Consider the following 16,043-nt stretch of genomic DNA (forward strand, 5'->3'; position numbering starts at 1 on the left):
TCATCACTTCATTTCGCGTAGAAAGGAAAACATGTCATGGAACTGTACTTCACTCGTTTGCACTGGAATACGCATACGTTTCCGGTCGCTGCTACAGCAGATGGTCTCTGTTATGTTGGCGCTTGGGATGAACCGGAGGATTTATTCGACGACTGGTCGCGGAAACACTTCCCCCGAGCCGATTGGATTGCTTCTGATACCGCGCTTGCCCCGTATACGGAACAGCTACTGGCTTATCTGAATCAACAGTCGACGACACTGTCCTTTCCAATCGCACCAGTCGGTACCCCGTTCCAACTTGAAGTCTGGCATGCTCTACGCGCGGTACCGTACGGTCAAACCGCCACCTACTCCGATATCGCGGAACGTCTCTTTCGACCGAACGCGACTCGCGCGATTGGCACGGCAATCGGGAAAAATCGATTACTGCTCGCGATTCCGTGTCACCGGATCATTGGCAAAAAAGGCGATCTGCTCGGCTATCATGGCGGTCTGAATATGAAGCGGACACTACTCGCGCTCGAGCAACGTCTCTGATTCTCGTCCCTCTTCGCTGAACGATAGAGCGAACAGAATCCCGAACGGATCGCGGACTTGCGCATACCAGCCTCCAAAGTCTGCTACCGCAAGGGGGGTGACGATTTGACCGTCTGTCGTTAATCGCAGATACACTTGTTCAAGCTCCTCAAGCGACGTAAAAGTTCAACAACAGATGGAGCGAAGAAGAGGTATTCGGTGCGTCACCCTCGTCCCAGAGCATCAATTCAAACGCCCCATTGGATAAATGTGCGTGATAGACGGTATCTTCTGCTTCATCAAGTAAGAGACGACGACGTGTCATCGTAAATACGTTTTCGTAGTACACGATCGCCTGCTTGGCTTGTCCCGAAAAAACGAGACAAGGAGTAGCGGCATACTGCATGAAAAGTCCTCCTTTCATTATGCTTTAGTATTACCTTTCGCACTTTTCTTCCGATTTCCTTCTATACACAAAAAGCCCCACTTTCCTGTCTAACCGGACACGGAAAGTGGGGCTTCTTCTTCAAATCCATTAAGACACTACACCAAAGCGATAAGCTGTTTTCCAGTGATAGGTCTCACCGGGTGACAACAAGATTGATGGAAAATCAGATTCATGGACTGCATTCGGATGCACTTGTGCTTCAAGGCATAAACCAAGTGATGGTCGAGCCGGAACACCGTGAACCGTATAATCGGTCAGTAGTTGCGTTCCCGTATAGAGCACGACCGCCGGCTGATTCGTTGTCACGTCGACGAAACGACCGGACACCGGATCTTCAAGTCGAAGTGTGTCATCCCGCAATACAAAGGGATGATCATAGCCGTTTCCAACAGCAATCGTCTCGGGATGCTCAAGCGTAATCCCGTCACGAATCGACTGACCGTTCCGGAAATCGAACGGGGTTCCGGAGACGTCCCGTTGTTCCCCTGTCGGTAAGCCGTCTGGCTGGACCGGTAAGTAGCAGTCGCTTGGTAACGTCAAGACATGATCTAACACATCCCGCTTCGCATTTCCCGATAAGTTGAAGTACGTATGATTCGTCAGATTGAGTGGTGTCGTCTGATCCGTCACGGCCGTCATCTCAAGCGTCAGTGTTGTTCCCTCTAATCGATAATGCACGTCGAGTGTGACCGTTCCCGGATAACCTTCTTCTCCATCCGGACTGTTCAAGCGCAAATGGAACAACGTATCCGTCGCTTCAATGACATCGAACCATGCTTGATCGAATCCGTGAATCCCCCCATGCAAATGATTCGCGCCGTCGTTTGCGACGAGCGGATAGACCTGTCCCGCTACTTCGAAGCGCGCCTGTCCGATTCGACCAGCGACGCGTCCGACGATTGCCCCGAAGTAAGGCGAGTGCTGTTGATAATCTTTCACTGTCTCGAGACCGAGGACGACACTTTCCAAATGACCATCCCGATCGGTCGTCCGGATATCTTGGATGATGCCGCCGTAGTTCCAGAGTGTCACTTCGATGCCTTCCTGGCGTAACGTATGTCGGATCAACTCTTTCTCAAGTAGTTGCGTCATCGTTGTTCCTCCACCGGTTGGCGCGTCACGAGTTGAACGAATCGCCCGAACGCCGCCTGACCTTCTTCCGTCTGTTTAAAGACGCCACAGTCCTCGAGACCACGTACGAATTTCGCAGCGACCGCTTGCTCGACGTATATCGTGACATCTTGTCCGACGTACGCTTGTTTTAGTTCCTGCGCCCAGTCAGCATGCGCGACAGCCACTTCGTCGACTTCACCTGTGATGAACTGTTCGACCTGTTGCAACTCTTGGAGCAGGCGTGCCGGTAAGACCGCTAGTCCCATCACTTCGATCAAACCGATATTTTCCCGCTTGATGTGGTGAATATCGGCATGCGTATGGAAAATACCGTCCGGATGTTCTGCTGACGTCCGGTTGTTCCGTAAGACGAGATCGAGCTCGAATTGTCCATCACGTTGACGGGCGATCGGCGTCACCGTATTGTGTCGCGTCTCACCGGTATGTGAACGGATCTCTTGGCTCTCATCCGTATACGTCAACCACGTCTCATAGACGGTCGTCGCAGCATCGAGTAGTGCCGACGCATCCTCACTCTTCAGACGCAACACACTCAGTGGCCAGTGTAAGGTTTCGCCAGTGACTGTCGGCTGATCCGGGAACGTAAAGGATGTTAAAGCGTTTGCCCGGTCCATCGCAAACGTATAGCGACCGCCCTGATAATGATCATGCGTCAGAATCGATCCGCCGACGATCGGCAGGTCCGCATTCGAACCAGCAAAGTAATGCGGGAACTGCTCGACGAAGGCGAGCAGACGTGCAAACGCATCCCGATTGATGACCATGTCACGATGTTCCTGTGACAGAATGATGCTATGTTCGTTGTAATAGACGTACGGTGAGTATTGTAATGCCCACGGTTCTTCCAGCAGTGTCAGTGGAACGATTCGGTGATTTGCTCGGGCTGGATGATTCGCACGGCCCGCGTAACCGACGTTTTCGACGCACAACAGACAGGTCGGATAGTTCGACGTCGTCGGTACCTCCGTCCGAGCTGCTGCGATTTCACGTGGATCTTTTTCCGGCTTCGATAGGTTGATCGTGACATCGATCGTCCCATAAGCCGTATCCGCTTGATAACGTTTATTCTTAGCAATCCGTTTCGTTTGAATATAGTTACTTGCTTGACTGAGCTGATAAAAATAATCCGTCGCCGCTATCGGTGATTCAGCGTACAGACGACGGAATGCCGCTGTCACGTCAGACGGACGAGCGACGAAGATATCCATCACATCTGCTGCGAACTGCTCTTTGTCTTCAAGACGCGCCGGCAACTGCCCACTTACGATCAACACTTCAATCATGTCATCCAAGATATCGGGAATCGGGCGAGATGGTACGTCTGCCTGTTCTTCAAAATCAACTTGACCGACCCGCGCTAGAATCCGGTTCCGAGCGTAGATCGCATCTTCCGGTTCAATCAAGCGTTCCTGGATTGCTTGCGCTACTAACTGTTGGATGAGTTCATTCATCGCCGTCACTCTCCTCATTCTATCTCTCTTTAACGAACGCTCGTCCGGTACCCTTCTGGATGATGTGCATGCCAGTTCCAAGCATCACGGATGATCGTTTCGATGTCGGTGCGTTGTGGTGTCCAGCCGAGAACTTCTTTTGCTTTGGCGGATCCGGCGATCAAGATACTCGGATCCCCTGCACGACGTTCAATGATGCGTTCCGGAATCGGATGTCCTGTCACGCGACGGGCTGCTTCGATGATTTCTCGCACGGAAAACCCTTGGCTTGAACCGAGGTTAAAGACTGCGCTGTCGTTGCCGTCCGCTAAATAATCGAGTGCGCGTACATGGGCATCGATCAAGTCTTCAACATGGATGTAATCGCGAATGCACGTGCCATCCGGCGTTGGATAATCATCGCCATAGATCGAAATTTCTGCCCGTTGTCGGTTGGCGACTTCAAGGACGAGCGGAATCAAATGTGTTTCTGGTGTATGATCTTCTCCGATTTCACCTGTTACCCGTGCACCGGCGACATTGAAGTAGCGTAACGCGACGTAACGTAAGCCATACGCTTGTTCAGACCATCGCATCATCTTCTCCATCATCAACTTCGTCTCGCCATATGCATTCGTCGGACGCGTTTCCGCTGTCTCGAGAATCGGCATCTGTTCCTGTTCACCGTATGTCGCTGCCGTCGAAGAGAACACGATCTGTTTGATGCCGTGCGCGATCATCGCTTCGAGCAACACTTGTGTCCCGTAAACGTTGTTATCAAAGTAGCGTAATGGTTCCGTCATCGACTCGCCGACGAGTGAAAAAGCAGCGAATTGAACGACTTGTTCAATCGTCTCTTCCGTAAAGACGCGATCGAGAAAAGCACGATCGCGAATATCTCCTTCATATAAATGTGCTTGCGGATGAACCGCTTCACGGTGACCGGACTGCAGATGGTCGATGACGACGACATCCTTTCCGGCATCAATCAATTGATAGACGGCATGGGAGCCGATATAACCAGCTCCACCTACGACTAACGTTGCCATTTAGATGACCTCCCGTTCGATTTCACGTGCTCCGTCACCGACCGTCGCCGTATAGAACGTCGCCGGGTATCCGATCCGTGCTTCATAATGTTCGCCGACAGCTTGTTTGAAGGCGTCGACTGCTTCGTCTTCAACGATCGCAATCGCACAGCCACCAAAACCAGCACCTGTCATCCGTGCGCCGAGCACGCCCGGTTGTTCCCAAGCCGCTTCGACGAGTGTATCGAGTTCAATCCCTGTCACTTCATAATCTTCCCGTAACGAGACGTGTGACGCGTTCATCAACTGACCGAACGTCGTCAGTTCTCCCGCTTCAAGTGCTGCTAGTGCCTGAAGCGTTCGTTCATTCTCTGAAATCGCATGGCGTGCGCGACGCATCAAACGTTCGTCTTCCCATGCGACTTTTGCAAATTCTGAAGTCGTCCATTGTCCGAGTGCTTCCCGTGGCGTGAATTGATTGAGATAAGCGAGTGCTGCCTCACATTCCGCCCGGCGTTCATTGTATTTCGAATCCGCCAGTTCACGGCGTTTGTTCGTATTCATGATGATGATCGTATACCCCGTCAAATCGAGTGGGGCATACGTATAATCGAGCGTCTCACAATCGAGCAACAATCCCGCTCCCGCTTTTCCCATGCCGATCGCAAACTGATCCATAATACCACTGTTGACGCCAATATAACGGTTTTCGACTTGTTGACCGAACCGGACGAGATCAAGACGTGGAATCTCTAATCCGTATAATCGGTCGAGCAAGACACCGATGACGAGTTCAAGCGAAGCCGATGATGAAAGACCAGCTCCATTCGGGATGTCACCTTGAATCAGGATGTCACATCCTGAGTCGATTCGATACCCTGCTTCCTGTAAGACTGTAATCATACCCTTCGCATAGTTCGCCCAACCGTGCTTCGCATCATACGCAAGTTCGTCGAGCGCGACTTCGATGATGCCGTCTTGCTCAAAATTCAGTGAGTAAAAGCGGAAACGTTGATCGTCTCGTTTTCGTGCGATCGCATGCGTGCCGAACGTCAACGCACATGGAAAGACGTGACCGCCATTGTAATCCGTATGTTCGCCGATTAAGTTGATCCGTCCTGGTGCAAAGAAGCGATGCGTCGACGGTGAGCCAAACCGCTGTTCAAATTGTTCTTCTAACGTCTGGTCTGTCATACGATCGTCTCCTTTGATTCGAGTAGTGAGAGCGCACGGTGGACTGGCTGAATCCGCAAGCAGCGGGCTTCATAGTCCGTCGTGTAAGAGAATGTTAAGCCTTGTTGCATCAAATAAGCGCCGCTTAACGTCCGGTCCTCGACTTGATAACGCATTGCTGGGTCGAGTCCTTTTAGCTTGAAGTGATACTGATGTGTTCCGTATTGTCGAAGTGGTGCGATCGCAAGTAGGACCGTTTCTTCTTCTGATGTATACTGCATGACGCTTGGCGTCTGTTGTGTAAAAGCAGATAAGCGATACTGGATACCGCGTTGAATCGTCGGACGAATCGCTTGATATGTCTCGATCCAACCTTTTGCTTCCGCAAGTTCATCCGTTGACCATTCGCTCAAGTTACCACCAATGCCGAGTGTGCCTTGCATCGAGGAGACGAAGCGTGTTGCAAGCGGTACGTTGCGTCCATTTAACCAGTTCGGTCCGTCCGTCACCCAGCAACTCATCATCTTCGCATTGTAGGCATACGAGAAGTCATGCTGAATTTGTAAGCGATCGAGTGGATCGGTGTTATCACTCGTCCAGACTTGTTCTGTCCGTGAGAGGATTCCAAGGTCGATCCGTCCGCCACCACCGGCACAGGCTTCGAAGTCGACCGTCGGATGCAAGCGACGTAATTCGTCAAAGATCCGGTACAATGCATCGACGTGACGTTTCCATAGTTCTTGCTGTCGATCCGTCTGGTCTTTTGGAACGCCTGGTTCCGAGAAGGCACGGTTCATATCCCATTTGATGTAGTCGATCGCATGACGCGTCAGCAAATCATCCATCATCTCGAGAATGAATTGCTCGACTTCTGGTAATCCAAGGTTTAAGACGTATTGATTCCGAGATGTCGTCCGGACTGCATCGCGCGCATGGTAAATCCAGTCTGGATGCGATCGGTATAGATCAGAATCCGGATTGACCATCTCCGGTTCGACCCAAAGACCGAATTGTAACCCTTGTTGTTTCACATACGAGATCAAAGGCTCTAGACCGTTCGGAAATTTTTCCCGATTAACGTGCCAGTCCCCGAGTCCCGCTTGATCGGAATGGCGTTCACCGAACCAACCGTCATCGACGACGAACAGCTCACAACCGATTCCTGCTGCCAGATCAACGAGTTCACGTTGACCAGATTCCGTCACATCGAAATACGTCGCTTCCCATGAGTTATAGAGAACTGGACGCTCCGTCGCACGCGGCATGATGACGTCACGCTGGAACGCATGCGCATGGGCGCTCATTTCCGCGAAACCGTCCGCATAGCCGATGTAGAACGTTGGTGTCATCAACTGTTGTTGATGTGATAGTTTCCAACTGAAGTCAAACGGATTCATGCCACCTGATAGTTGGACAAAACCGAACGCATCTTGTTCGACGTGAATCGCCCAGTTGCCGGAATAAGCAAAATGTCCGTAGACGATTTCACCGCTGTCTTCTGTCGCATCCTGCTCGAGTGCGAACCAGGGATTCGCTTGGTGACTCGTCACCCCACGCCGACTTTCAATCGTCTGGCGCCCTGGTGTCACCGGTGTGATCTGTTTCTTGAACTCACCTGTCCACATCCCAGCGAAGTGATGCAGTTTTAAATGCGGTTGATGCCAGCGGCCCATCGCGAAGGACTGGGCTGCTGTCAAACGAACAGGTAATCGGCCTGTGTTTTCGACGACGATCGAACGACCGATGATGTCGTAATCGGCGAACACTTCGTACTGAACTCCGACTCGCATCTCCTGCAAGGGATCAAACAGCCAGAGCGTCAATTTCGTTTCTGTCTGCTCGGAGCGTTCAAACTGGAACTGGTGAATCCGTTGCCCGTCCTCTCGTTCCGACTTCAAAGTCGGTTCCGTGTACAACATCTCACCGAATGGTACGAAATCGTACGTCGCGACGCCGTCTGGCGATTCAAACGAACTGTGCGCGACGACCGGACTCGGTAACGCTTCATAATCATCCCGGTATGGTAACTTGGCACCGAAATAGGTGTGAATCAGCTTACCGTTCACACCGATCGTGACGACGTGAGCGACCCGTTTCCCTTCGATGACGAAACGACGTCCTGCTACTTCAAAGATTGCCATGGTTCTCTTCCTCCTTACGTCGTCAGAATCAGTGTCTCAAGTGGTGCGAGCTGGACCGTTCCACGATATGTCTCATCTTTTGTCAATGCTTTGTATGTGCCGTCTAACATAACGTCCCGCGTTTCTTTCGTGTCATGGTTCATCAAGAAAAGAAAATCGCGTGTTTCGCCGTAACGACGCACGATTTCGACTTGATCCGGCGCCTCGATCATCTCGATGCCGGCCTCAGTGAACGCTTGACGGTAAATCGTATCAATCATCGCGTCATCAATCGATGAGCCGATGTAGGTAATCATTCCTTTATAGGCATTGCGCGTCACAGCCGCTACACCCTCGTAGAACGTATCTTTATAAACAGCAAGCGTCTCTGCTGTCGTAGGTGTGATGAGATCACACCAGAGGCGGGCTGTTGAAGATTGTCCTGCCATCTCGCCGATGCCTGCCACCTGATGTTGCTGAACGGATTGGAGTGACTCGTATTCGTCGATCTCGATGCCCGCATACGGTGCGAACTTACCTGGTAACGTCGTCGGTACGACATGATTCCGTGCATCCTTCACGCCTGTCCGGTACGTGAAGATGACGTGACCGCCTTGTTCCATGTACGCAATCAAGGCGTCATCGAACGTTGGATTCGTCAAGAAATAGAGCGGAACGATGATCAGTTTATAACGAGATAGATCATCACCTGGGAAGACGATGTCGGTTGCGACTTGTTGACGAACCGCTCCACCATAGAAGCGGACGAACTCCGTCCGGAAATCAAACGCATCACTGTGTGGCTGGTGTGTCCACGCCCAGACGTTTTCTTGATCGAAATAGACACCGACTTTCGCGTCGTAACGGCTAGCGTTGATCTCATCGCCATACGTATTCAGTTCCGTCATGATCTGCTTGACTTCTTCGAATTTCCGTTTCGGTTTGCCATCATGATCGATGATGCCGTGACAGAACTCCTCTGTTCCGAAATGAGCAGCCCGGAAGCGGAAGTAGACGATCGCTTCTGCTCCCCGCGCGACCGCTTGGTACGTCCAGAGGCGAATGTGTCCTGGTCGTGGCAAGTAACCGATTTTGCTCCAGCCCTGTGCGCCACTCAATTGCTCCATGACCCAGAACCCTTTTCCTTGCTTCGAAGAGCGGCAAAGATCGTGATCACTCGCCATCTTCTCGAACCGGTTCGGCTCAGGTAGTCCACCCCAGACTGGGTAGTTATCGAACGCCACGTAATCAAGGTCTTGCGCCATTTGTTGCTGATTGACCGCCATGTCACTGTAGACCAGGTTGTGCGTGATGAAGACGTCTTCGGGAATGTAGCGACGTAAGACATCAACTTGTAATTTGTTGTAGTACGTATAGCCGTCGGCACAGAAGCGATCGAAGTCGACGAGCAGTGATGGGTTGTGTTCCTGATAGACTTTACGCGGTACCGGGATTTGCTCCCACGCCGTGTACGTCTGACTCCAGAAGACGGTTCCCCACGCTTCGTTCAAGGCATCGAGCGTTCCGTAACGGTTTTCTAACCAACGCTGAAAAGCAGCGCGGTCGACATCGCCGTAAGAACGATCCGATTTCTCATGCCCGTATTCATTATCCGTTTGCCACCCGATGACACGAGGATGTTGACCGTATCGTTTCGCCATCTCTTCCGTGATCTTGACGGATAGACGCTGGTACGTTTCGCTGTGGACCGTATAATGGCGACGAGCACCAAAGCTGATCGTCACACCGTTCTCATCGATCGGTAAGATTTCTGGATACTTCGTACATAACCAAGCCGGTGGTGTCGCAGTTGGTGTTCCGAGTACGATATCGAATCCTTCCGCACTCAAGCGTTCGATGACGTCATCCCAAAAGCTGAAGTCATAGACGCCTTCTTCCGGCTCCATCATCGACCAAGCGAATTCCGCGAGACGAACGACGTTGACGCCAAGTTCCTTCATCAGTCGGAAGTCTTCCTCCCATAGTGCTCGTGGTGTTTGTTCTGGATAATAATCGACTCCTAAATACATTGTGCTCCCCCTTACGCAAAAACAATTATTTTACTGCACCCGCCGTCATTCCTTTTTGGAAGAAACGTTGGAAGAAGATATAGAAGATCATCGTCGGTAAACTGATCAAAACAAGTGATGCGTAGATTTTTCCTGGATCCCCACCGAGCGCATCCTTGAAGAAACTTGGTGCCATCGTCACTGTCTGATAGGCAGGATCCGTCATGAACGTAAGAACCATCAAGTATTCGTTCCATGAGTTAAGGAACGCATAGATTAAAGCTGTTGCGAGCGCTGGTTTTGCGAGTGGTAGCATGACTTTGAAGAACACTTCAAGAATCGTCGCCCCATCGATATACGCCGCTTCCATCAGTTCGTTTGGTAGTTCATCAAAGTATCCTTTGATGAGCATCAGACCGAATGGTAAGAAGAACGCAACTTCCGCTCCGATCAGTCCCCAGTGGTTGTTCAGTCCGTCAAACGAACGGAGCGTGAAGAACAATGGAACGATCATCGAAGCGACGGGTAACATCAGACCCGCTAAGACCATGTTGAACAACAGGCGTTTTCCAGCAAACTCAAGTTTCGAGAAGGCAAACGCCGCGAATGCCAGAATCGTGATCGAGATGATGATCATGAAGAAGGCAACGAAGAAACTGTTGAAGACGAACGTTGGGAAGTTCGGGTTTTGTAGTGTCGCGATATAGTTGTCGAATCCATTGATTCGGAGACTCTCTTTGAACATGACGAAAATCGGGAATAACCAGACGATTGATGCCAGCACCAATACAAGGTTGATCATCCAGCGGCTTTTTTTAGATTCTACATCCATGGGTCGTTCCTCCTTAGTTATCCATTTTCTTTTGTACGCGCAATTGGAAGTACGTGATGAGCAGGGCAATCGTCAATAGGATGATGGCAACAGCACTCGAGTAACCGACTTCCTGTTGCAACATCGATTTCCGGAATAGATAAGTCGAAATGAACTCCGTCGACGATCCCGGTCCGCCGGCTGTCGTGATCCAGACTAAGTCAAACGTCTTCAGACCACCGATGACACCGAGGATCGAAAGTGTGAACGTCGTTCCTTTCAAGTTCGGGAAGACGATGCTCCACAGTGTCCGGAAGAATCCAGCTCCATCGATTTTTGCTGCTTCGAAGATTTCCTTCTCAATCGTCAACATCGCCATGTAGTACATGACCATTGAAGAACCCGTCCACTGGAAGATGTTGATTGCAATGACGGAATAAAGCGCGATGTCCGGATCACCGAGCCAGTTCTGTTCGAAGCTACCGAGACCAATCGCACGGAGGAACTCATTGATGTAACCAAACTGGAAATCATAGATTTGTGAGAATGCCGCACCGAGTACGACAGGGCTCAAGACGACCGGGAAGAAGAAGACCGACTTCATCGCCGTCCGCAATGGTCCCGGTGTATGCAGGAAGTACGCCAAGACAAGACCGATACCGGCTTGGATCGTGACTGTTAAAATCGTGAAGATGAACGTATTCTTCAGCGAGAGATAGAAGTCTGGATCTTGGAACATCTCAGCATAGTTGTCGAGTCCGACGAACGCTTTGTCAAACGAGATTCCGTCCCACGAGAAGAACGAGTTATAGGCGTTATAGAAGATCCCATAATAGATGAAGCTGACAACGAACAAGACGATCGGGGCAACGAAAGCCCATCCGACCATGTTCCGCTTCATGTTCTTTTTCTTCTTTGGCGCAGGCGTACGTGTCGCTACCGGCTGGAGCGGTTCTGCTTTTGGTTTAATCGGCAATTCCTGTCGCTCTGTCTGCATATGGATTCCCCACTTTCCTCAAGTCCAAAAATCAGGAAGTGGCACGCAGGCGTACCACTTCACTGTCGAGTCTTATTTCGCTGATTGATCCGCTGCGTCTTGAACGCGTTGTAATGCTTCTTTCGGATCTTGTCCTGTCGCGATGTTTTGAAGTTCCTTACCGAGGATATCGTTTAATTTCGTATCCCGGATACCACGGCTAGCAACCGCTTTTGCTAATGTGTCGTTCAACATCTTGTACGACTCTTTTTCACCTTCCGTTGTGAAGGCAGCATCCGAATCGACTTTGACGTCCTTGATGCCAGGTGCCATCTCGAACTCACCCATGTAGACTTCTTGTCCTTTCCCTTGGCTCATGAAAGCGATGAACTCCGCTGCACCCTCTTGTTGTTTTGACTCTTTGTTGACACCAAGTGCCATATCGATCGATGCGATGACAGGTTGCTCTGTTCCGCCTGCTAAGTTCGGGAGTGGAACGAATCCGAGCTCATCATCGATTTTCCATTTTTCTTTTTTCTCTTTCGTCGTCATCGAGTGTGCTTCCCATGAACCGATGACCCACATCGCTGCTTTTTTATCGAAGAACTGGTTCATCCCGTCATTGTATGTCGCTAGACCAAGTGCACCTTCTTGGAAGACTTTATCCTTGAAGAGGTCTTGCCAGATTTGTGCTGTTTTGACCATCTCGTCGTCTGTCCACTTCGCTTCACCCGAAAGAACTTTTTGGATGTAACCTGGCGCCACTTGGTGACTGAGGACGTTGTAGACGTCGATATCGATCCACGCATCTTTTGCTCCGAGCATGAGTGGGATGACTTTATCACCTGAGTCTTTGATCTTCTTGACTGCGCTGACTGTTTCTTTGTAGTTCTTCGGTGGTGTCACGCCGTATTTGTCGAGCATCGTCTTGTTGTACATCAAGTACGCTTGACCTGTGAACCCGATTGGGACCGCGTATTGTTTACCGTCGAGTGTCGTCTGTTCGATTCCAAGCTCGACGAACTTATCTTTCCAGCCTTTGCCGGCTGCTTTATCCATGTACGAATCAACCGGTACGACACGATCCTTGTACTGTTGGATCATCGGTTCTTTTAGACCGATGATGTCTGGACCCTTACCTGACAACATCGCGACTTGTAATTGTTTTTCATAGTCTTCACTGTAGCGTTTGAATTGAACGACGTATTTATCTTGCGATTCGTTGAACGCATCAACAACTGCTTTCCCCGCTTCAGGTTGTGGCGCCCAGCCCCACCATGTGACGATCGTCTTACCGTCTTTCGTTTTCGTTTGTTGCTCGTCTTCGCCACCACAAGCAGCAAGGAATGCGGATAATGTCAGGACAGATGCTGCAGCAACGAGTTTCGTTTTTTTGAATTTCATGTAAGAGCTCCCCTTTTATGTGTAAGTAGTCAAGCGTATCGTCTAGCGTGTTCCCCTTCGATTAGTGCTTGTCGGCACCATTCTTCGATCACCTTCGTCTGAATCGGCATTCCCTGGAGCTGAATCAATACACGGGCGATCAATCGAAGACGGTATGCCAGCGTATCGACGTCCGGTCGGACGAAGAGATATAACTCTCCACCCAGCGTCAGACAACCGGCAGAGCGCATGTGTTGCATGAGTGCGCGTAATTCAATGTATCCGCTCTCATTTTTTCGAATGTGTAGCTCGGATGAACGGATCGTCAGGACCCCTTGTACCGATGACATCCGGAATTGAAACACACCGTCACGTCGTGGTCGGACGAGCACGATATCCTGCTCGTCTGTCGGGACATCGCCTGGACCCTGTTCTGTCATCTGTTGCGTCGACCGATGAAAATAAAAACCGCGGATTGCTCCGTAACGCCCGAAAGCTTCACGGTACGAAACCCATGGATCGTGTGGTTCCATTGCGCGATGCCTCCCTTTCCTGCTTCAGCTTGATTAGCCCCTGCTAACCTGCATCCACCTCCACTTAGTTGACCATGAACTTAGTAAATTAAATTTATTATCTAACTTTACATCGACTATAGCACATCACTTTTTCATTTGTAAACGGTTTCATCGAAATATTTTTGAATAACAAAACCGATTCCATCTCCTGCTGGTTCGCAAGACATGGAATCGGCTCATTAAATCGTTTGAAATAAACTGTTTGTCGCAAGGGCCGCAGCACTGAGCGCTCCCTGTTTTTCACCCCACGGGACCATCTTGACATCGGTTTCACGTGAAGCAGCGGTCAACGCCGTGTGCTCGACCCGTTCCTTGATTTGATCAACGATCGTAGGTGCGAGCTCGAACATCGGTCCCCCAAGTAAGATCCGGCGTGGATTCAAAAGATGAATCGTATTCAAGACCCCGATTCCGATATATTCCCCCGCCCGTTCATACGCACGAACCGCCTGCTCGTCTCCCTCGTTCAATCGCTTGCGCAAATCAGCAAGCGTCGAGACTTGTGGATCAACGACAGCATAATCCCGTAACAATGCTTTTTCGCCTGCTAATGCTTCTAGGCATCCTCTGTTCCCACACGAACAAATCGGTCCATCGAGATCAAGACGCATATGTCCGACCTCTCCCGTAATATGATGTTGTCCGTCGACAAGCTGTCCATCGAGCACATAAGCACCCCCGATGCCTTCCCCGGCATAGAGATAAAAGAATTGTTCGACCCCGACGCCTTCACCGAATAATAGCTCAAACGAAGCGAGTGCTCGAACATCGTTTTCGATGAAGACAGGATAGTCAAAGCGTGCTTCAAGTTGTACCTTCAACTCGACGTCATGCAGGTGGAAACGTGGAGCAAACAAGATGACACCTGTCTCCGGATTGACCATCCCGTGGACGGAGATCCCGATTCCGTGAATCGTTCCTCTTCCTTCTGTCTGTGCAATCAAGGTCTCGCATAAGCGACCGATGGCTTCAATCAATTCTTCATTCGTCTCAAAACGTCCCACGGCTTCGGACTCATGAATCGTATTACCACTTAAATCCGCAACGACACCGATGAATTGGTGACTTGTTGCATCGATGCCGATGACGTATTGCTCTGTTGCGACGAGTTCGAGCATGATTGGTTTTCGTCCCCCATTTGATACCCCAAGTTCTCGCTCCGTCACGAGTTGTTCTGCAATCAATTCACTGACGATGTTCGATACCGTCGGCTTCGTCAAGTTCGTCCGTTGTGCTAACTCGACCCGCGAAATCGGTTGATGCATCCGGATCAGCCGCAAGACGAGTGCTCGATTATAAGAACGCATCCATTTAGAATTACGCGGTGTTTCTTTCGCCATGTCCCCCTCAACCCCTTTGGTCTGTCTCTTTACTATCTTCGCATATTTTGTAAGGGATTTCACGGTCTCACACAAAAACCGTTCATCTGCTGAACGGTTTTTGTGCACTTTCATGCTTCGTCATATGGTTGTTCCAAGATCAAGACACGTGAACCGTCCGGATTCTCGGTCAGTTCGATTTCGACGATAGCTTGACCGACAAGCAAGACGATTGGTAGAGAAGGATCATTTTCACGGAAGAAACCGATTTTCCCGTGGTGTGCGTCCATATAGTCTGCATATAAAAATGTGCCGTTGACGTGTAACTCATCCTTCATGCGATTAAACGTCAGACGTGGCACACCGTACCAGGCTTCCCCATTCAAATAAAGCAATGGACGCTCGCCGACCGATTCATTCATCGCCCGTCGGACCTCGATTGCCCCCGTCGTATCGTAATACAATCGATCCTGACCACGTGTCGCGATGACGATCGGATGTTTTTGATACAAGACGACTTCTAAAATTTCATCCGCTTGTTCGACGAAATAACCAGTCTGATCCGACTGGGCAAAACTAATCGTATATAGCTGCATCCAGGAAACAATATCCGTCACTTGAACCGGTTTATGAAAAAGCGCAGAAACAAGCAGTGTTTCTTGCGGAGTCACAATCAGATTGACGGAGATATCCGCTAAGCGGATCGTCCGGATTTGTGTCGAAGGATACGTATGGTCATAACTCGGAACAAGCATCGCTTCATAGTGATCATCCTTTTCGACCAGTTCAATCGATGGCATGCGTCGATCAAAATCCGCAATTTGAATTCGTTTCATCCGACATCTCCTCTCACCTTCTCGAACAGCCTCACGCAAGTTATTACCCAATATCTGGTTTTCGTGCACTCCCCTGAATTCAAAAAACCGGAACGCATGCGTCCCGGTCATTGTAGGTACAAATCATATAGTAGATATAGAATGCCTCCGACGATGATTAAAAATGAGAAGATGCCCGTTTTCCCAAAAAAGACGCGATCGACGGTTTCATCTCGTTCGAATCTTTGCTTCGTCATGTAGTACCGCTCCCTTTAACAAGCTCGTAGTACTTCTCTTTTTCGACGT

General features: G+C 50.2%; 16 protein-coding genes. 1 reads left to right on the forward strand and 15 read right to left on the reverse strand.

The features are described from left to right. Positions 1 to 36: 36 nt before the first annotated feature. Positions 37 to 537: a methylated-DNA--[protein]-cysteine S-methyltransferase gene (locus KNQ12_RS11330; protein WP_214748527.1), complete on the forward strand. Its 501-nt coding sequence runs from the start codon at positions 37 to 39 to the stop codon at positions 535 to 537. Here the strand turns inward: KNQ12_RS11330 and KNQ12_RS11335 are convergent. The 15 genes from KNQ12_RS11335 to KNQ12_RS17145 form a co-directional block, all read right to left on the reverse strand. Further along, positions 511 to 672: a hypothetical protein gene (locus KNQ12_RS11335; RefSeq protein WP_214748524.1), complete on the reverse strand. Its 162-nt coding sequence runs from the start codon at positions 670 to 672 to the stop codon at positions 511 to 513. The two genes, KNQ12_RS11330 and KNQ12_RS11335, sit on opposite strands and share 27 nt — an antisense overlap. 13 nt (positions 673 to 685) lie before the next feature. Then, on the reverse strand, positions 686 to 922 hold the full coding sequence (locus tag KNQ12_RS11340) for a VOC family protein (protein ID WP_214748521.1): 237 nt from the start codon (positions 920 to 922) through the stop codon (positions 686 to 688). 129 nt (positions 923 to 1,051) lie between these two features. Continuing rightward, entirely contained in the window at positions 1,052 to 2,056 is a 1,005-nt protein-coding gene (locus tag KNQ12_RS11345) for an aldose epimerase family protein (RefSeq protein WP_214748518.1), read from the reverse strand. Next, entirely contained in the window at positions 2,053 to 3,549 is a 1,497-nt protein-coding gene (locus tag KNQ12_RS11350) for a UDP-glucose--hexose-1-phosphate uridylyltransferase (RefSeq protein ID WP_214748517.1), read from the reverse strand. The genes KNQ12_RS11345 and KNQ12_RS11350 overlap by 4 nt, the downstream gene beginning before the upstream one ends. Before the next feature lie 29 nt (positions 3,550 to 3,578). Further along, positions 3,579 to 4,577, reverse strand: coding sequence for a UDP-glucose 4-epimerase GalE (gene galE, locus KNQ12_RS11355; RefSeq protein ID WP_214748514.1), 999 nt, complete (start codon positions 4,575 to 4,577; stop codon positions 3,579 to 3,581). Continuing rightward, positions 4,578 to 5,750, reverse strand: coding sequence for a galactokinase (locus KNQ12_RS11360; RefSeq protein WP_214748511.1), 1,173 nt, complete (start codon positions 5,748 to 5,750; stop codon positions 4,578 to 4,580). It abuts the gene before it with no gap. Then, on the reverse strand, positions 5,747 to 7,870 hold the full coding sequence (locus tag KNQ12_RS11365) for an alpha-galactosidase (protein WP_214748508.1): 2,124 nt from the start codon (positions 7,868 to 7,870) through the stop codon (positions 5,747 to 5,749). The genes KNQ12_RS11360 and KNQ12_RS11365 overlap by 4 nt, the downstream gene beginning before the upstream one ends. Positions 7,871 to 7,884: 14 nt before the next feature. Next, positions 7,885 to 9,879: a beta-galactosidase gene (locus tag KNQ12_RS11370; RefSeq protein WP_214748505.1), complete on the reverse strand. Its 1,995-nt coding sequence runs from the start codon at positions 9,877 to 9,879 to the stop codon at positions 7,885 to 7,887. A 25-nt stretch (positions 9,880 to 9,904) separates the two neighbouring features. Continuing rightward, on the reverse strand, positions 9,905 to 10,690 hold the full coding sequence (locus KNQ12_RS11375) for a carbohydrate ABC transporter permease (RefSeq protein WP_023466970.1): 786 nt from the start codon (positions 10,688 to 10,690) through the stop codon (positions 9,905 to 9,907). 13 nt (positions 10,691 to 10,703) lie between these two features. Further along, complete coding sequence (locus tag KNQ12_RS11380) at positions 10,704 to 11,666, reverse strand: carbohydrate ABC transporter permease (protein WP_055970127.1); 963 nt, start codon at positions 11,664 to 11,666, stop codon at positions 10,704 to 10,706. Between the two features lie 72 nt (positions 11,667 to 11,738). Next, complete coding sequence (locus KNQ12_RS11385; RefSeq protein ID WP_035399053.1) at positions 11,739 to 13,049, reverse strand: ABC transporter substrate-binding protein; 1,311 nt, start codon at positions 13,047 to 13,049, stop codon at positions 11,739 to 11,741. 29 nt (positions 13,050 to 13,078) lie between these two features. Further along, the gene (locus tag KNQ12_RS11390; RefSeq protein WP_035411111.1) at positions 13,079 to 13,561 is read right to left on the reverse strand and encodes a hypothetical protein; all 483 of its coding nucleotides are present in this window, start codon (positions 13,559 to 13,561) and stop codon (positions 13,079 to 13,081) included. Positions 13,562 to 13,782: 221 nt separating this feature from the next. Further along, on the reverse strand, positions 13,783 to 14,943 hold the full coding sequence (locus KNQ12_RS11395; protein ID WP_214748502.1) for an ROK family transcriptional regulator: 1,161 nt from the start codon (positions 14,941 to 14,943) through the stop codon (positions 13,783 to 13,785). 110 nt (positions 14,944 to 15,053) lie between these two features. Then, positions 15,054 to 15,758 (reverse strand): hypothetical protein, encoded by a 705-nt coding sequence (locus tag KNQ12_RS11400; protein ID WP_214748499.1) that lies wholly within the window; start codon positions 15,756 to 15,758, stop codon positions 15,054 to 15,056. Between the two features lie 107 nt (positions 15,759 to 15,865). Continuing rightward, positions 15,866 to 15,994, reverse strand: coding sequence for a hypothetical protein (locus KNQ12_RS17145; RefSeq protein ID WP_255359383.1), 129 nt, complete (start codon positions 15,992 to 15,994; stop codon positions 15,866 to 15,868). Between the last annotated feature and the right edge of the window lie 49 nt (positions 15,995 to 16,043).

Source organism: Exiguobacterium sp. s11, assembly GCF_018619015.1.
Taxonomy (GTDB): Bacteria; Bacillota; Bacilli; order Exiguobacteriales; family Exiguobacteriaceae; genus Exiguobacterium_A; species Exiguobacterium_A indicum.